The sequence below is a fragment of the Falseniella ignava genome, from assembly GCF_002847645.1.
GTDB classification, from domain to species: Bacteria; Bacillota; Bacilli; order Lactobacillales; family Aerococcaceae; genus Falseniella; species Falseniella ignava.
On record NZ_PKHE01000026.1, the window covers coordinates 1 to 17,397 of the forward strand.

15 protein-coding genes are annotated in these 17,397 nt (G+C 42.5%); 2 read left to right on the plus strand and 13 right to left on the minus strand.

All coding sequences use genetic code 11. The features are described 5' to 3' along the window. Positions 1–173 precede the first annotated feature (173 nt). The 13 genes from CYJ57_RS07280 to CYJ57_RS07340 form a co-directional block, all read right to left on the minus strand. Complete coding sequence (locus CYJ57_RS07280) at positions 174–1,277, minus strand: ABC transporter ATP-binding protein (protein ID WP_101954716.1); 1,104 nt, start codon at positions 1,275–1,277, stop codon at positions 174–176. A 329-nt stretch (positions 1,278–1,606) separates the two neighbouring features. Beyond that, positions 1,607–3,604 carry a transketolase gene (tkt, locus tag CYJ57_RS07285; protein ID WP_101954717.1) on the minus strand — a complete coding sequence of 666 codons (1,998 nt, stop codon included), beginning with the start codon at positions 3,602–3,604 and terminating at the stop codon, positions 1,607–1,609. A gap of 150 nt (positions 3,605–3,754) precedes the next feature. After that, complete coding sequence (ptsP, locus tag CYJ57_RS07290; protein ID WP_101954718.1) at positions 3,755–5,479, minus strand: phosphoenolpyruvate--protein phosphotransferase; 1,725 nt, start codon at positions 5,477–5,479, stop codon at positions 3,755–3,757. A gap of 87 nt (positions 5,480–5,566) precedes the next feature. Then, a complete protein-coding gene (locus CYJ57_RS07295) occupies positions 5,567–6,298 on the minus strand; it encodes an MBL fold metallo-hydrolase (RefSeq protein WP_101954719.1) in 732 nt (243 codons plus the stop codon). 24 nt (positions 6,299–6,322) lie between these two features. Then, positions 6,323–7,102, minus strand: coding sequence for an ABC transporter ATP-binding protein (locus CYJ57_RS07300; RefSeq protein WP_101954720.1), 780 nt, complete (start codon positions 7,100–7,102; stop codon positions 6,323–6,325). Continuing rightward, a complete protein-coding gene (locus CYJ57_RS07305) occupies positions 7,086–7,958 on the minus strand; it encodes an ATP-binding cassette domain-containing protein (protein ID WP_180764445.1) in 873 nt (290 codons plus the stop codon). Before CYJ57_RS07305 ends, CYJ57_RS07300 begins: the two co-directional genes overlap by 17 nt. Further along, complete coding sequence (locus tag CYJ57_RS07310) at positions 7,951–8,802, minus strand: ABC transporter permease (protein ID WP_101954722.1); 852 nt, start codon at positions 8,800–8,802, stop codon at positions 7,951–7,953. The genes CYJ57_RS07305 and CYJ57_RS07310 overlap by 8 nt, the downstream gene beginning before the upstream one ends. 2 nt (positions 8,803–8,804) lie before the next feature. Continuing rightward, on the minus strand, positions 8,805–9,752 hold the full coding sequence (locus CYJ57_RS07315) for an ABC transporter permease (protein ID WP_101954723.1): 948 nt from the start codon (positions 9,750–9,752) through the stop codon (positions 8,805–8,807). A 35-nt stretch (positions 9,753–9,787) separates the two neighbouring features. Continuing rightward, entirely contained in the window at positions 9,788–11,290 is a 1,503-nt protein-coding gene (locus CYJ57_RS07320) for an ABC transporter substrate-binding protein (protein ID WP_101954724.1), read from the minus strand. Between the two features lie 218 nt (positions 11,291–11,508). Then, positions 11,509–12,255 (minus strand): alpha/beta hydrolase, encoded by a 747-nt coding sequence (locus CYJ57_RS07325; RefSeq protein WP_180764446.1) that lies wholly within the window; start codon positions 12,253–12,255, stop codon positions 11,509–11,511. 13 nt (positions 12,256–12,268) lie between these two features. Next, positions 12,269–14,017, minus strand: coding sequence for a 2-oxo acid dehydrogenase subunit E2 (locus CYJ57_RS07330; RefSeq protein WP_101954726.1), 1,749 nt, complete (start codon positions 14,015–14,017; stop codon positions 12,269–12,271). 35 nt (positions 14,018–14,052) lie between these two features. Next, positions 14,053–15,054 (minus strand): alpha-ketoacid dehydrogenase subunit beta, encoded by a 1,002-nt coding sequence (locus tag CYJ57_RS07335; protein ID WP_101954727.1) that lies wholly within the window; start codon positions 15,052–15,054, stop codon positions 14,053–14,055. Beyond that, positions 15,047–16,168 (minus strand): thiamine pyrophosphate-dependent enzyme, encoded by a 1,122-nt coding sequence (locus tag CYJ57_RS07340; RefSeq protein ID WP_101954728.1) that lies wholly within the window; start codon positions 16,166–16,168, stop codon positions 15,047–15,049. The genes CYJ57_RS07335 and CYJ57_RS07340 overlap by 8 nt, the downstream gene beginning before the upstream one ends. A 265-nt stretch (positions 16,169–16,433) precedes the next feature. On the opposite strand from CYJ57_RS07340, the gene CYJ57_RS07345 reads away from it, so the two are divergent. Together CYJ57_RS07345 and CYJ57_RS07350 are read left to right on the plus strand one after the other, a co-directional pair. Then, positions 16,434–16,940: a glycine/sarcosine/betaine reductase selenoprotein B family protein gene (locus CYJ57_RS07345; RefSeq protein WP_101954729.1), complete on the plus strand. Its 507-nt coding sequence runs from the start codon at positions 16,434–16,436 to the stop codon at positions 16,938–16,940. Positions 16,941–16,943: 3 nt separating this feature from the next. Beyond that, positions 16,944–17,282, plus strand: a complete 339-nt coding sequence (locus CYJ57_RS07350) for a hypothetical protein (RefSeq protein WP_101954730.1) — start codon at positions 16,944–16,946, stop codon at positions 17,280–17,282. The last annotated feature ends 115 nt before the right edge of the window (positions 17,283–17,397 follow it).

Below are 17,397 nucleotides of genomic sequence, written 5' to 3' on the forward strand. Positions count from 1 at the left end.
TCATTGTAAAGCCGAACAACCTAGTGCAAATAATTCACATGTAGGTCTTCAGTTTTAACAAAGTGGCTAACTTAAACTTGAAATTTACGCACATCGATAGATTGTAAAATTAATTGTGACAAACAAAAAACGTCCACTCGAATTGAGTGAACGTTTGAATCGTTTCAGTTAAATTAACGAATAACTTCTTCGGTCTCTACATCATAGAAGTGCGCTTTATTCATATTCAGTCCAAGTTGAACGTGAGAACCAGGTTCATGGAAGTCACGCGCGTCAACTTTAGCGATAATCTCAACATCGCCAACTTGAGAATATAAGATGGATTCTGCTCCTAACATCTCTGAAACAACCACTTCGGCTTCAATAATTGAATCAGGATTTGCATCCAGGAAGATTTGTTCGGCTTGAATATCTTCAGGTCGAATCGACATAATTACTCTTTGCCCATTACCTACACGTTCATCGAGTAATTTTTTCTGCGGTTCTGTAACGGCAACATCAATACCCGCTTCCGTCGTAACACGACCGTCATTATAAGTCACTTCGAAAATATTGGACGCTGGTGAACCGATAAATGAAGCCACAAAAACATTATCTGGATAATTATAAACTTCACTTGGTGAACCAATTTGTTGGATAAAGCCATCTTTCATAATGACAATTCGGTCTGCCATCGTCATTGCTTCAGTCTGGTCATGGGTTACGTAAATCGTAATGGTTTTAATCCGTTTATGTAGCTTCGCAATTTCAGCACGCATTTGAACTCTTAACTTCGCATCTAAGTTTGACAGCGGCTCGTCCATTAAGAAGACTTTCGCTTCACGAACAATCGCACGTCCCAGTGCAACCCGCTGAGCTTGTCCACCGGATAATTCTGAAGGTCGACGGTTCAAGTATTCAGTTAAGCTTAGAATTTCTGCGGCTTCACGAACGCGACGGTCAATTTCCTCTTTTGGAACTTTACGTAACTTTAGACCAAAAGCCATATTATCGTATACCGTCATATGTGGGTAGAGTGCATAGTTTTGGAATACCATGGCGATATCACGGTCTTTCGGCGGAACATCATTGACGACTTGTCCGTCGATAATCAGTTCGCCTTCAGTAATATCTTCAAGTCCTGCGATCATCCGAATTGTTGTTGATTTTCCACAGCCTGAAGGTCCAACAAATACAATAAATTCACGGTCTTCAATATCCAAATTAAAGTCCGTTACCGAATATTTTTCTGCGCCATCGTACTTTTTATAAATATGATTTAACTTCAGTTCAACCATCATTATTCCTCCAGATCCATCTATTTTAAATACTGTCTAGTCTGAGTTGCCCCAGCGATATCATCGGCCATTATACACGCAAAAAGCGTATGCTACTTGCACCGCTTACATCACTTACTATTTCGAATGACCACTGATTATTTTATATCAAACTTTATACGCATTAAGTGAGTAAATCTTACCATATTGAATGCGCTTTTGCAAACCCTTTTATAACTTTATCCCCTTATTTAACAAGCAAAGACACCCCCTTCAAATTCTCCACAATTAGCAGAGCTTGAAAAGGGGGTGTGTTTTTTCAATTATTTTTTCATCAATTTGCAGTTAGCTTATTTCAATTTCTTATAAGTTGAAACAATATTGTCTGCTGTAAAGCCAAAGTGTTCAACGACTTCTTCACCTTTACCAGATGCACCGAAGCGGTCAATACCAATGACGGCACCGTTTAGGCCGGTGTATTTATGCCAACCATAAGTAGCTCCCATCTCAATCGCTACACGGCGCGTCACGTCTGACGGTAAGATACTTTCTTGATAAGCAGCGTCTTGTTCTGCAAAACGGTTTTCAGCAGGCATTGAAACAACCGAAACATCGATGCCTTCTTCGCGTAACTTCGATTGAGCTTCAATCGCTAAAGCTACTTCCGATCCCGCTGCGATTAGAATTCCTTCTCCGTGACCCGATTGAGCCGGTGAAGCAATATATGCTCCGCGACGAACACCTTCTTCAGCATATTCCGCACTGTGTTCTAAGACTGGAACATTTTGACGTGTTAGTACTAATAATGTTGGACGGTCTTTCGATTCAACCGCAACTTTCCAACCTACGAGTGTCTCGTTGTAGTCTGCTGGACGGATGACATTCAAGTTCGGCATCGCACGGAAAGCTGCTAATTGTTCAATCGGCTCATGTGTTGGTCCATCTTCACCTACCGCAATCGAATCGTGTGTCAGCACATAAATTGCTGGAATTTGAGATAAGGCTGATAGACGAACTGCTGGCTTCAGATAATCCGAGAAGACAAAGAATGTTCCACCGAAAATACGCGTACCACCGTGTAACATTGCTCCGTTCATAATGGCTGCCATCGCAAATTCGCGTACCCCATACCACAAGTTGCGCTCGCCAGGTGCTGCTGATGAATAATCTCCAGAAGAGCTAATCGTTGTCTTATTTGATCCAGCTAAGTCTGCAGAACCTCCCCATAAGAATGGAATAGATTCCGCTAATTGATTTAGAACTTTACCTGAGCTAGAGCGAGTTGCGTCAGCTTTCGTATCCGGCGTTGCGAATGTTAAGGCAGCATCGTAATCAGCTGGTAACTCACGACGGAATGCAATTTCTAACGTCTCTGCTAATTCAGGATGAGCTGATTTATAAGCTTGGTACATTTCCATCCATTCATTGTACTTCGCTTGACCGCGGTCAATCACGCGTTCTTTGTACGTTGCATGAATCTCTGGTGTAATTTCGAACGTGTTTTGGGTCCATTTTAAGAATTCACGCGTCACGCCCCAGTTCTCTTCTCCCAGTGGCGCACCGTGGGTTTTCGATGTTCCTTGATCTGGTGAACCATAACCAATCACCGTCTTAATCTCGATTAATGATGGTTGACCTTTATATTGTTTAGCTGCTTCAATCGCTTGATGAATCGCTTCTAAGTCATTACCATCTTCAACGAGTTGGTAATGCCAATTTTGAGCTTCAAAGCGTTGCTTAATATCTTCATTGAAGGCCATGTCCAAGTCACCGTCTAATGAAATATCGTTACTATCATAGACTGCAATCAACTTATCTAACTTATTATGTCCTGCAAAAGAACATGCTTCGTAAGAAATACCTTCCATTAAATCTCCATCTGAGATTAATGCATACGTATAGTGGTCAATTACTGGATATTCATCGGTGTTGTATAATGCTGCAGCGTGGGTCTCCGCTAAAGCAAAACCAACCGCTTGCGCAATCCCTTGTCCAAGAGGTCCGGTGGTCACTTCAACACCCGGTGTATGATTCACTTCCGGATGCCCTGGTGTTCTACTTCCTAATTGGCGGAATGACTTCAAATCATCTAAAGTCACATCAAATCCACTTAAATGCAATAGACTGTATAGCAAAGCTGAGCCATGTCCTGCTGATAAAATAAAGCGGTCACGGTTCACCCAATCCGTTACAGCTGGATTAACATTCAAATGACCTGCCCAAACTGCATAGGCCATCGGTGCAGCACCCAGTGGTAGCCCAGGATGCCCAGAATTGGCTTGTTCTATTTGTTCAACACTTAACGCACGTAGCGCGTTAACGGCGACGGTATCTTTTTCATTGTACATGTAGATATTAATCCCCTTTCCTAATGTTCTTTCCTATTATCTCAAATATCTCAGTGTTTTTCATCTATTAATTGATGATTTTAGCGAATGGGTTACGAATTCATAGAAAAACCCCGCCAATTCATTTGGCGGAGCATCTTAGTCAATCGATTATTGATGAAATTCATTTAATAATTTTACCACGTCTTCAGAAGAAGCACACTCAGTCAGTGCGCGTTCAACAAGCACTTGGCAATCCGCATAGTTTGCGTTACGGATTAAGTGACGAATGCGAAGAACGCTACCTGCACTCATTGAGAATTCGTCAAGTCCCATACCGAGTAATAGCGGTGTTGCGACAGGTTCGCCACCCATCTCACCACACATACCAACCCATTTGCCTTCAGCATGTGCACTATCAATGACGAACTTGATTAGGCGCAAGATAGCTGGGTTATACGGTTGATACAAGTTAGAGACACGTTCGTTCATCCGGTCGGCTGCCATACTATATTGGATTAAGTCATTCGTTCCAATACTGAAGAAGTCGACTTCTTTGGCAAAGTGATCAGCCATCAACGCTGCCGCTGGAATCTCAATCATAATTCCGAGTTGAATGGTATCAGCATAGGCGATGCCTTCTTGGTCAAGCTCGGCTTTCACTTCTTCATAGATTGCTTTGGCTTGTCGGAACTCGTCTACCGTCGCAATCATTGGGAACATAATGCGAAGTAATCCATGAACCGAAGCGCGAAGTAAAGCGCGTAACTGTGTCTTGAACATCTCTGTCTGGTCTAATGAGATACGAATGGCTCGGTAGCCTAAGAATGGGTTCATCTCGTCTGGTAAGTCAAGATAATCGAGCTCTTTGTCCCCACCAATATCCATCGTTCGAACTACAACTGGTTTGCCGTCCATTTGTTCTAGCACGGTCTTATACGCGTCATATTGCTCTTCTTCAGTTGGGAAATCAGCCGAGTCCATATATAAGAATTCAGTACGGTAAAGTCCGACCCCTTCAGCGCCGTTCTTCAACACACCGGCCATATCTTTCGGTGTCCCAATATTAGCCGCCACTTCAACTTGATGACCATCTTGAGTTGTAGATTCTGCGTCGAGTAATGTCTCTAATTCCGCACGGAATTCAGCTTCTTTAGCCATCTTTTGTTGATATTCTTCAATTTGTTGTTCGGTTGGATTGAGGATTACCATTCCTTCATGCGCATCAACAATAACTAAGTCACCGTGTTGTACTTCTTCAGTAATTGTCTTTGTCCCTACAATCGCTGGTATCTCAAGTGAGCGTGCCATAATCGCAGAGTGTGATGTACGTCCCCCAATATTTGTAACAAAAGCTTTTACAAATTGCTTATTCAATTGCGACGTATCACTCGGCGTTAAATCTTCTGCTACCAAGATGGCTTCATGTGCAATCGCTGCCGGAGAAGCAAGTTCCACTCCTAATAGACTCGCTAAAATTCGTTGTGAGACGTCACGAATGTCAGCCGCACGCTCTTGCATATAAGCATTATCTGTCATTGACTCGAACATTGTAATAAACATCGTGCTTACTTGTTGTAGTGCTGCTTCTGCGTTAATTTTTTCGCTTTCAATGACTGATTCAATCTGACCGACATACTCTGGGTCTGCTAAGAACATTAAATGCGCATCAAAAACTTGAAGCTCTTCTGCTGACAGATTCGCTTTAGCTTGTTCTTGAATTCGTTGAACCTCTTCACGTGACTGCGCTACCGCCGCTTTGAAGCGTTCGATTTCTGCGGCTGGATCTGAAACTTGTTCAGTTTCAAAGCTTAAATCCGGATCTTTTAGTACATAAACAGGGGCAATTGCATATCCATCGCTGGCTGCAATCCCTTTCACAACTTCCTTATTCATAGTATCTCCTTTTCTGTAAAGCGTGTTAACTACAAGCTTAATTTACCTAAAATCAATGAAGAAGTCAATTTATAATCTTGCCGCATGTTATTTTAAATCAACAGTGAACCAACTCTCGGCCAAATGTACTGGAATTGCGGTGCGTTCAAGCACAGCCTCTAAGATTTCTTCAGGATCACCATAAATTGGTAAATGAGTGAGTATCGCTTGCTTCGGTTCGGTCTCGATAATAAACTGTGCCGCATCCAGCGCATTCATATGCCCTGACGCTTCTCCAGAAATTTCTGGGTATAGACTGGCTTCGATAACCAATAAATCACTGTCTTGCGCTAATGGAATGAGCTCTTGAGCATATTCTCCATCCGCCCCATAAAATATCTTATGATCTGAATCTTGGATGCTAAAAGCGAGACAAGGTACGGGGTGGTGGGTGAATGCTGGGGTAAACTGGACTCCCACTACTTCGAAGGGTTGCCCCGATTCAATCGGATGAAATTCCACACAGTCATACTGACTCAATAACTCATAATACGGCTCGATAACTTGCCCATATAGATGCAAGGGTTGTTGAGTCATCCCTAGTTCTTGTTGAATCACCCGATGATAGATGAGCGCTCCTAAATCACTAAAATGATCCCAATGGTAATGCGATAAGACGACATGATTAATTTGATTTAAATCAATTCGCTGTTGAAGCGTCGAGACAATCCCAGGGCCACAATCAATCAAAATCGGTTCCTTCGCTTCGAGTAAGTACCCAGAAGCTGCTTTACCTGCTTTTAATGAACCTCCGTAATAGCCTACAACCGTCCATTTCATAATATTCCTCCTGCCTTTGACCCATTAATGAATGAGTTGATGATAGTGTAAAAGTTGCTTGGTATACGCATGTTCTGGCTGGGTTAGAACATGCTCCGTCGGCCCAGACTCAACGACTTGACCGTGTTGCATTACTAAGACTCGATCCGAGATGTATTTAACCGCCGCCAAATCATGTGAAATAAATAAATACGTTGTTCCGTAAATTTCTTGAAGTTGATTTAGTAAATTTAAGATTTGCGCTTGAACAGAGACATCTAAGGCTGAGATGCATTCGTCACAGATTAACATTTCTGGATTCAAAAGTAGTGCTCGCCCGATTGCCACGCGCTGGCATTGTCCGCCGGACAGTTGACGTGGGTATCGACTCAAGTAACGCACGGGAAGCCCGACTTGTTCCATCATCGCTTCCATCTTTTCGATACGTTCACGTTCAGTATCGTTGGTTAGTTTACGTAATGGTTCTTCAAGCACGTGTTGAATCGTATAGGTCGGATTCATCGACGTGTGTGGACTTTGGAAAACAAATTGCACATTACGGCGATAATTCGCATACGCTTCTCGGTCCATCGATTGGATATCTTGACCACGATAACAAACTTGTCCCGACGTCGGGCGCTGCAAATCTCCTAGGAGTTCGCCTAAAGTAGACTTGCCACTGCCACTCTCGCCGACTAAACCAACCGTTTCTTTAGGATTCAATTCCAACGAGACTTGATCGACTGCTACAATCGGCTGAGAGGCGGATGATAGCCAACCTCCTCGCCCCTGAAATGTTTTATTAAGTTCAATTCCTTGTAACATTTTCAACCTCCTGAGAGACTGGCTTTGCGTCCGGCGATAAATAATGACGGACGTCGAGAAGTGGTTGATCCGGGTCTTGTGACAGATCGATCCGCACGTTTAATAGAGCTTGCGTATAAGGGGATTGAGGCTTTCTAAACACTATCTCGGTCGGTCCAACTTCCCGAATTTCTCCTTGTTGCATCACAATGACATAATCGCAATATTTTTGAATTAAGTGCAAATCATGCGAAATAATGACTAAATTACGACAGCCTTGTTGTTGAGCTTTGGCTAATAATTCCATGACTTGATATTGAACTTTAGCATCGAGAGCTGTCGTCGGTTCATCCGCAATCATTAAGTGGGGTTGATTGATTAAAGCCATCGCAATCAACACGCGTTGACGCATCCCACCACTTAAGTCACGGGGTAAAGCCTTCAGTACCCGTTCAGGGTGCTTAATTTCTACTTGTTCTAACAATTCTAAGGCACGTTGACGTGCCTCGGCTCCACTCGCCTTCAAATGCGTCCGATAACCATCGGTTAATTGTTCCTCAATCGTCAACAAAGGATGTAAGTATTCCATTGTATTTTGGGGAATATAACCTATCTCGAGCGCACGAAATGTTCGTAATTTATCGGGAGCCATTTGATAAAAATTGACCGTCTCAAGAGCTAAATGATCATAACAAGCACTTAAATTATCTGGAAGCAAACCTAATAAGGTTTTGATCAGTAAACTTTTCCCAGAACCTGACTCGCCAACAATTCCGAGTGCCTGACAACTTGGAATAGATAAGTTGATTTGATGTAGGAGGGGAAGGTCGTGCTCATCAAAAACGGATAAATTTTGAACGTCTAATAAGTTAGTCATCCCACACCTCCGTCCGTAATTGCCAACGGTCATTGAGACTGTCACCTAACATAATAAAGGCTAATACCACACTGACCAGTACAATTCCTGTAGGTAAAATCATATACGGGTAAAGTAACGCATACTGCTGCGCTTCGTTCATCATTAAGCCGAGACTGGCATTCGGTGGTTGGACACCCAGCCCTAAGAAAGATAAACTCGATTCAATCATCATACTGCTAGCAACACTGCCTGATGCTTGGGTAATTAACTTCGGAACATAGAAAGGTAAGACGTGTCGGAATAGAATTTCCCAGCGGCTTAAGCCATAACTATAAGCTGCTTTTACAAAGTCTTTGTCCAAAACTTCTAAGGTTGTACTATAGGCCAACTTGGCAAAGGTGGGCATCAACATCAAGCTGATTGCCACCACTGTATTCCATTGGCCTTTCCCTAAAATAAAAATAATTAATAGCGCTAATAAAATACCTGGAAAAGCAATAAATCCATCCACCACACTCATCATAAGACGGCGCCATCCCGGACGGACCACACCGGCCACTAAGCCAATCAATGAGCCTAGCGTCGCTCCTACCAAAACCGCTCCCATACTAATCATAATAAATGAGCGCATCGAATACATAATTCGCGTTAATATATCGCGTCCGAATTGATCGGTCCCTGCCCAATGGGCTGCACTCGGCGGTTGGAACCGTTGCGTTAAATCAACTGCTGTAGGATCTTGCGAGGTAAAGTAAGAAGCCAAACATAAAATAAACATCAAAACAATCATACTGCACGAAAGATAGAATGCGAATCGTTCCAAGTAGCGACGTTCTCGACGTCGTTGAATAACTTGCGTCATGACTACACCCCTTCTTCTGTATTGCCATTGATGTATTGATATAATATATCCGTCACAACGGAGATGACAATCACCATCGTGGTGATAAATAAAATCAATCCTTGCAACAACATTAAATCACGCTGCTCCACACTCACTAACAACAATCGTCCTAATCCAGGAAGTGAAAAGACCGTCTCAACCACGGTCGTTCCTCCAATCAAGTGCGCAAATTGCAATGAAGATAGCGTTAAAGGCGCCATCATCGCTGATCTGAGTGCGTAGCGAATAATCCGACGTCGCTCACTTAACCCTTTCATCCGGGCACTCATCATATAATCTGCTTCGAGTGCATCGTACATTGCCGAACGGGTCTGACGAATTGTCGGTCCCATTTGCGTCAGAGTTAACACCATTGTCGGTAAAAGTAACTGATATAAACTCCCCCAAAATCGGTTCGCCAAATCGATGTCCGGGTGTACTGAGAACCATTGGAGTCGTGCCGCTAAATAAGTTAATGCAAGCATTCCCAACCAAAAACTAGGAACCGCCCCGCTTAATTGTGTAAACAAACGAATTAAGTAATCTAAGCCGCGACGTCGATATAAAGCGGCGAATGTTCCAAGAAACGTTCCGAAAATCAAACTAAAAAAAGTAGTAAGGAGCGCGATTGTCAACGTTAACGGCAAACGCGAGCGAATCAAATCACTTACCGCACTACCGTAGTAATAACTGGTCCCTAAATCTCCTTGTAAAACAGAGGTCATCCACTCCCAGTATTGGACCAGCAGTGGGCGATTTAACCCCATCGCTTCACGCAGTTGGGCGACACTCTCAGGTGTCGCATCAATACCTAAGATTAAAGTAGCTGGGTCTGCCGGAATGACTTTTAATGCTAGAAAAGTAAGTAAAGTAACAACAAAGAGGACTCCAACTCCCTGTAATAATCTACGAATGATATATTTCAGCATCGGAATCCTCCTTTATATTACTTTTTAAGTTTTCTCTAACGATATGATAAATCACTATACGGCATAATATCAATTGGATAGGTCTCGTATCCTTGAATTTCTTCACGCATCGCTATTAATTGCGCGGGTGATTGAATATAAACCGCTGGCACTTCTTCCGCCAAGATTGTCTGTAACTCTTGATAGAGCACATCGCGTTCCGTCGCATCTTGAATTTGTGACACTGTCTCTAAGATTTCATCGACGCGTTCGTTTGAATAGTTGAAGTAGTTCTCTGGACTTTCGCTATGATAACGTGCAAGCCACTGATACGAATCGAGACGTCCAGTATGTCCTACAACCGTTAAGTCGTATTGACGTCCTTGATAAACATTCTCTAACCAGTAAGCCCATTCTACGACTTCAATCTCGACTTGAATCTTTAATTGCTTTAATTCTTCCGCAATCACTTGCCCAGCATCCACATACATTTGGTAATCTTTCGGCAAGTACATCTTCAATTTAAAGCCATCTCCGTAGCCGGCTTCTTCCATCAATTGCTTTGCACCTTCGACATCGTATGGCATATGTTCTGATAAATCAACATAGTTTGCTAAAATCGGTGGATAGTGCGAGCCAATTTTTTGGCCATCATCCGCAAAGATATGCTCAATTAAACTTTCTTTGTTGACCGCCATTGCAATCGCCCGACGGACTTGAGGGTCTTTTAGATACTCATTTTCCTGATTCATCGGCATTAACTGGATACCATTCATCGGATTGGCAATCACTTGATAACCCGAAATTGTTTCGACCAGCGGACGTTGTTCGCCTGAAATACTCATAAAGTCCACTTCGCCACTTTGCATTGCCAATACACGTGCTTGCGGATCTGGAATATTACGCATTTCTACCGTCCGAATCTGTGCTTGCGTTAAGGCACCTTCGTAAGCCTCTAATAGAATCCGCTCTTGAGGTGTCCACTCAACGAGTCGGTATGATCCTGTCCCGACCGGTTGAGTCCGTAAACTATCTGCCACACCTGTTTCAACAATGGCTGTCCAAGCGTAAGCAAATTTTGAAGGAAGATCGACATCGAGCTCCTCAGTGGTAAAGCGCACTTCGTATTCACTGACTGCTTCCATCTCGATAATATTTTGATAATCTTTTGCACGTGGCGAGTCTTCTCCTTTTAATCGTTCAAAAGAATTTACGACCGCTTGAGCATTGAACGGCTCTCCATTATGGAACTGCACTCCTTCAACTAACTTAAAGGTAATTTGGAGCCCGTCTTCTGACACTTCCCAACTTTCTGCTAAACCAGGCTGCAATTCACCTGCTGGGGTCACCTTAACGAGCGTATCATAAATATTGCTAGTGACTTGGAAGGTACTCGCTGCCACTGTCCTTTGTGGATCTAACCCATCCGGATCCACAGAATAGGCAACTCGTAGACGATTAGCATCAAACTCTGAAGCCGACTCAACTTGTGCTGGACTTAGAACCATTTGGCTTAAGCATAATAAAGCTACCATCATAAACGCAATTGTCTTTTTCATAATAACTCCTTTAATATGGATTTAGCAGAGCGAGCGATTTTTCCGTCACCTACTATTTTTTCATCTATCGTTATTCTACCTGATATTCCTATGATTTAACAAAAATATCTGTTAAATTTTTGTTAATTTATCTTTTGAAGATGGGTCAGTCTCGCTAAATAAAAAATCACACTGAATTGGTTGGTTCTCCTTTCAGTGTGATTGTGATTAATGGGAAGTTAGATTTTTCCTAAGAAATGAATCAAGTCTTGTGCAAGTGGAGACAACGTCAGATCTGCTGTTAAATAGTGCGTCCCTTCTTCATATAAATGAAAATCAACGAATTCAGCTTGACGCATAGCACGCTTCAAACGTTCGGCTACGGTCATATTAATAACTTCATCATTGACACTCTGCGCAATGAAAACCGGCTGCTCCAATTGTAATACTTTCGATAAACTCTCATCCATCCAACGATTCATCGTCTTAAAGATTTCTTTCAACGTTTTAAACATCTGATCCGCCTGTTTAAGATCTTCAGCGGATATTCCTTCCTCGGTCGCAAGTTGACGATACAACTGTTGACGCATATAGTAAGGTATTTTAGATTCATTCAAATCGATAAACATCGGACTAGCTAGACTGATCAAACCCGATACCTCTGGATGTTGAACCGCTAAATCAATGGCTAAAATGCCTCCGAGTGATAAACCGCCGACTACAATGTTGTCATGACCTTGCGCTTTCAAGAACTGGTAATATTCTGCTGCTTCTGCTTGATAATCTTCCATCGGTGTCGAAAAAATCTCAGCATAATTTTGATCTTGATGGTTAGAATAAGTTGGATATAACACACTGTACCCTGCTTGATTTAGCAATTCAGCGAGCGGAGACATAACTCCATTGGTATCTCCAAAAGAATGCATCAATAGAATCGCCGCTTTATTTTCTTCACCTTTTAAATATACTTCTGAAAGTTTATCCATTTCGATTCCTTTCTTATTCTTGTGCTTGTAAAGCTTCATCCATTTCAAATAAGTAGCTAGGCTCTTCAATCATGTCTTTAATGAAGTTTGCAACGCGAATTGCTTTGTCACGTGTTAAGATTCGTGCATCGCTCACTAGCGTCATTGGCTGCATTGGACGAACGGCTACTTCGCCTTCAACAACAACGGCTTTATCTCGAGTTCCAGCCAGTCCAAAAATCGCTGCATTTGGATGTTGAATAATTGGCACAAAATTCTCGACATAACCAAATTCAGACACATCGGTAATGGTAATCGTTGAATCTGAGTTGGTCTCATAGTTAAATATACGTTCCACTTTAACTTCATGCTCGAGCTCATTCAAGCTTTCTTCCAATTCATGATAAGACTGCAGATGCGCATCTTTAATCACTGGAGTAAAGAGTCCTTGAACGGTATTCATCTCAATTCCTACATTGACATAAGACTTAAAGCGGAAGACCGATACCACATCATCGATCGATGAATTTAATTCTGGATAGCGATGTGCTGCGATAACAATTGCACGAATAAAGTAAGGTAAGACACTATTCTTCGTCGCTTTGGCACCATATCTTAACTCGATATATTGTTGCAACTTCGTCATATCGATATCTAAGGTCACTGAGAACGGTGGCACTTTGCGGTGACTCATCTCATAACGAGAAGCATTGTACTTACGGATATATGTTTCCTCACGACCCGCTTCTTCGTCTGGGCGATGCGTCCAGTAACCTGGATCGTACTCATCGATTAATTTGTAGTTCCATTCGCGCTCACCCACTGCATGACTAATTGCTAGATCAATCATTTCTTTCGTAATCGTGCCATTTTCATCCGTTGGTAATTCGGATATATCAATATGATTTTCTGCGGCATATTTACGAAGCGCTGGCGCAACTTTCACATTTTCGCCACGCTTCAATAATTCTTCATAAGGTATTTCATTGGCAACGTGCGTTGGGATCGGTTGGCTGCCATCTAGCGAGTGTTGGAAGTTCGTCTGTAACGGTTCTAAGTAGCGATGCTTGCGTGTTGTTGATGGAATTGGCTTTCCTTGTTGTGCTTGTCCTTGCTCTGACATAAATTTCATATCAGGTTTTGCTGCTGGGGCTTGTGGTTGATCTTCACCGTAGAAGCGCTTGAAGACTTCTGCTACACTACCAGTTTTTTCTACCACATAGTATTCACCGTCATCGGATAACTTAAAGGCAGGTTGCTCTTGTTCTGGTGTTGCTGCCTCTGGTTTTTCAACTTCTTGGGTCGGTTGAGATTGTTCAGGTTCTTTCGGTTGTTCAGGTGCAGGCGTTGGCGTTGGTTGCGCCGCAAGTTTAGGTTGCTCACTTGCTTGAACTGGCTTTTCAGGCTGATTTTGCGCTGGAGCTTGTTTACTACGTGGACCTAACTTAGGAATCGCTAATTTTTCACCTTCAGGGGGTGCTACAATCGAGCCATCTTCATTGACGCGTCCCGCATCTCCACCTGAACCGGTTGTTAGCTCTTCCTTACCATCATCGATTAATAAGACTTTTTCATCTCGGAAAATATAATCGCCAATTTCAATGTAAAACTCTTTGATTACACCACTGACAGGTGATGCCAAGGCGCCAGTTGCTTTATCGGTTTCCATTTCCGCAATAACGTCGCCTTCTTTAACTTCATCGCCCACCTGCTTGTGACGGGCAACCATTTGCGCTTCAAAAATTCCTTCTCCCAGTGGAGGTAACTTAACTAGAAATGCCATAATTGTTTCCTTTCTCTTTTAAATAAAATTTAATTTTATGCTTGTACGACTTCAAACATCGCGTCAATGATTTCTTGATCTGTCGGTAACCATTGACTTTCAATTTGTTTGAATGGGAATGACGTATCTGGAGCAGACACAAAACGAATCGGTGCCATCAGGTGATAAAATGCACGTTGAGCCATTTCGGATACTACTTGATGTCCCACTCCTGCTTGTCGCTGAGCTTCTTGTAACACCATCAGACGCTGTGTCTTTTGAACAGAAGTCATGATGGTTTCATAATCAATTGGTGCAACCACGCGTAAATCAATCACTTCAACTGACACACCATGTTCTTGCGCAATTTCAGCTATTTTTACAGCTTTTCGGACCATCGCTCCGTAAGTCACGAGTGTTAGATCCGTTCCTTCATGTACAATATTCGCCTGGTCTAAAGGTATCGTATAGCTTTCTTCCGGCACTTTCTCACGGAACGAACGATAAAGCAGCATATGCTCTAAAAATACAACCGGATTATCATCACGAATCGCTGAAATCATCATGCCTTTCGCATCAATCGCCGAGGATGGAATAACAACTTTCAGTCCAGGAAATTGTGCTAAAAGCCCTTCGAAACTATCCGGGTGAAATTCCGGTGTGCCGACTCCGCCTCCAAAAGGCGCACGAATAACGACCGGCATCTTAACCGTTCCACCCGTCCGATAGGACGTTCTCGCCATCTGATTCACACTGTCCATCGCTTCAAAAATAAAACCTAAAAATTGAATTTCAATGACTGAACGAAAGCCTTGGAAAGCCAATCCATAAGCCATACCTGCAATCGCAGATTCTGCAAGAGGGGTATCAATCACTCGTTCTTTTCCAAATTGTTCTTGTAAATGTTCCGTCACACGAAATACGCCGCCATTTTTACCAATATCTTGACCAAAGAGAATTACGGAATCATCGGATTTCATCTCCATCTCCAAGGCTTGATTAATGGCACGCACCATCGTTAAATTATTGCCTGCTTCAGGATTTTTACGATCAATCATTCGAAGATTCTCCTTTCAATTGTTGGTATTGTTCAACTAAATGAGCCGGCATCGCTCCTTGATATTGCCATTTTAAAGATTCTGCCAAGTCCATTGCGGGCTCTTGTTCGGACGCTTCTATTCCTTGACGAATCAGTTCAATCGCTTCTTGATGGTATTGCTCTAACATATCTTCCGTCAAAATGCCTCGCTTCATCAAGTAACGTTGAAATCGTTCCAGTGGGTCGCGTTGTGCCCAATAATCTAGAGAGGCTTGATCACGATAGCGTAAAGGGTCATCTCCCATCGTTGAGTGTGGCTTCATTCGATTGGTCACCAGTTCAATTACTACTGGACCGTTTCCGTTTGCTGCATATTCACGCGCTGCTTTTGATACCATATAGGTAGCAAGTGGGTCATTCCCGTCTACTTGGACCCCTGGAACGCCTGCCGCAACTGCTTTTTGAGCTAATGTTTTCGCGTGGGTTTGAATTTCAATCGGGGTAGAAATAGCATAGCCATTATTTTGGAAGAACATAATAAGTGGACTCTTAAAGACACCCGCAAAGTTCAACGCTTCATAGGTATCTCCTTCCGAAGTCCCACCATCACCCGTATAAGCAAAAGTAACTTGTTTGGAACCTTTTAATTTTTGTCCGAAAGCATTACCTTGGGCTTGGACCATTTGAGCACCTATAATAATTTGTGGAATGGTTGCGTTAACTTCTTTGTCATAGCCACCACGTTGCCCTTTAACATGCCCTTTAGACCAATGATACATATCCGCAACTGAAGCCCCATGCATGATTACTTGCGGTAAATCACGATAACCACCAAATAACCAATCGTCTTTATCAAAAGCAAAATGACTCGCAATCATCGCTGCTTCTTGTCCACGAGAAGGGGCAAAAAATCCCATGCGTCCTTGTTGACTGTATGAATTAGTCTGTTCATCGAACTCGCGCGCAAAGACCATTCGCTTCATTAACTCGAGTAATTGTTCATCCGTCAAGTCAATTTCGATGTCATTATTTACGATTTCTCCTTCTGGATTGAGAATTTGAACCATTTCAAAACTCGCTTGGATCTGTTCTAATCGATCCAATCCTAGAATGGATCCCATATTTTGCATCATCTCTCACTCCCTTAATTGATTATCGATTCACATACTTTGAATTTTAGCTGATTCTTGGTGAAATAACAATTTATATACACTTTATTTCACAAAAAGAATACAGAATCCTCACTATTTAAATAAAGCACACTCATTACTGCGCATGGGAATATAGATCCTCAAAATCTCTCGGAGATATCATCTTTGTGAAAAAAGAGCGTTTTAATTGACGAAGATGTTCAGCTACGTTATACTCTTCACAAAATGATAAAGAAGGAGTGAAATCATGAAACACGTTGATTCGACCTTGCCGACAAAACATAATCGTGAAACGATTAATATGCAAACGAATATGTCGCATGGCCTTGAAGCAATGACATTAACCTTACGTAAGCCACCCGTAATTGCTGACAAGATTGATAAACCTCTATCAGAATTACGCGTTGCGATTGCCGCTTCAACGGGAGTTCATTTACGAACTGACAAACCTTTTATCTTAACCGGTGATGCTTCTTACCGCATTATCCCAGGTGATGTAGACTATAGCGATATTACAATTAGTCACGTGCGCTACCCGAACCAAGCCGCTCATAAAGATTTAGACTGTGTCTTCCCATTAAAAACTTTACGTTCGATGGCGGAAAAGGGAATCATCGGCGAAGTCTCACCCGTTAATATTTCTTGGATGGGACACGTACCCCGCGTTGATGTGCTGATTGAAGTCACAGCAAAGCAAATCGCTGAGACCCTTGAAGAGAATAATGTTGATGTGGTATTACTTTCTCCCGGCTGATTTATGTGTCATCAATCCGTTGGATTGGTCGCTCGAGAAATCGAAAAACACGGGATTCGTACGGTCCTTGTTGGACACTTCCCGCATTTAGCAGAACGTATTCGCCCGCCACGTATGTATATGGTGGATGCGCCTTTAGGTGAAACATTCTCAAGAGCTTATCATTATGATATGCATGAGACGATTGCTCATGAAGCTTTAGAATTTGCTCGCACAGGTGGCGATGAATTGATTTACTATTCGCCATATGTATGGGACGATCATGAAGGATTGGTTCTTCCTGAAAATATTGAAGATCCTCGTCCGATTATTATCAAAAACCCACGCGCTCTTGAATCGTAACCAATCGAGTAGGAGACTAATCATTAGTTGATTAGTCGTCCTCTCACACCACCGTACGTACGGTTCTCGTATACGGCGGTTCAATAATGTAAGTACACTTGCTCTGCCAACTGGG

What these genes read in the sequence shown, in the direction of transcription:
- CYJ57_RS07305 (WP_180764445.1), bottom strand. Translation starts at nt 7,958, where the DNA reads ATGACTAACTTATTAGACGTTCAAAATTTATCCGTTTTTGATGAGCAC.
- CYJ57_RS07325 (WP_180764446.1), bottom strand. Translation starts at nt 12,255, where the DNA reads ATGGATAAACTTTCAGAAGTATATTTAAAAGGTGAAGAAAATAAAGCG.
- CYJ57_RS07335 (WP_101954727.1), bottom strand. Translation starts at nt 15,054, where the DNA reads ATGATTGATCGTAAAAATCCTGAAGCAGGCAATAATTTAACGATGGTG.
- CYJ57_RS07320 (WP_101954724.1), bottom strand. Translation starts at nt 11,290, where the DNA reads ATGAAAAAGACAATTGCGTTTATGATGGTAGCTTTATTATGCTTAAGC.
- tkt (WP_101954717.1), bottom strand. Translation starts at nt 3,604, where the DNA reads ATGTACAATGAAAAAGATACCGTCGCCGTTAACGCGCTACGTGCGTTA.
- ptsP (WP_101954718.1), bottom strand. Translation starts at nt 5,479, where the DNA reads ATGAATAAGGAAGTTGTGAAAGGGATTGCAGCCAGCGATGGATATGCA.
- CYJ57_RS07330 (WP_101954726.1), bottom strand. Translation starts at nt 14,017, where the DNA reads ATGGCATTTCTAGTTAAGTTACCTCCACTGGGAGAAGGAATTTTTGAA.
- CYJ57_RS07295 (WP_101954719.1), bottom strand. Translation starts at nt 6,298, where the DNA reads ATGAAATGGACGGTTGTAGGCTATTACGGAGGTTCATTAAAAGCAGGT.
- CYJ57_RS07350 (WP_101954730.1), top strand. Translation starts at nt 16,944, where the DNA reads ATGTGTCATCAATCCGTTGGATTGGTCGCTCGAGAAATCGAAAAACAC.
- CYJ57_RS07310 (WP_101954722.1), bottom strand. Translation starts at nt 8,802, where the DNA reads ATGACGCAAGTTATTCAACGACGTCGAGAACGTCGCTACTTGGAACGA.
- CYJ57_RS07280 (WP_101954716.1), bottom strand. Translation starts at nt 1,277, where the DNA reads ATGGTTGAACTGAAGTTAAATCATATTTATAAAAAGTACGATGGCGCA.
- CYJ57_RS07340 (WP_101954728.1), bottom strand. Translation starts at nt 16,168, where the DNA reads ATGATGCAAAATATGGGATCCATTCTAGGATTGGATCGATTAGAACAG.
- CYJ57_RS07315 (WP_101954723.1), bottom strand. Translation starts at nt 9,752, where the DNA reads ATGCTGAAATATATCATTCGTAGATTATTACAGGGAGTTGGAGTCCTC.
- CYJ57_RS07300 (WP_101954720.1), bottom strand. Translation starts at nt 7,102, where the DNA reads ATGTTACAAGGAATTGAACTTAATAAAACATTTCAGGGGCGAGGAGGT.
- CYJ57_RS07345 (WP_101954729.1), top strand. Translation starts at nt 16,434, where the DNA reads ATGAAACACGTTGATTCGACCTTGCCGACAAAACATAATCGTGAAACG.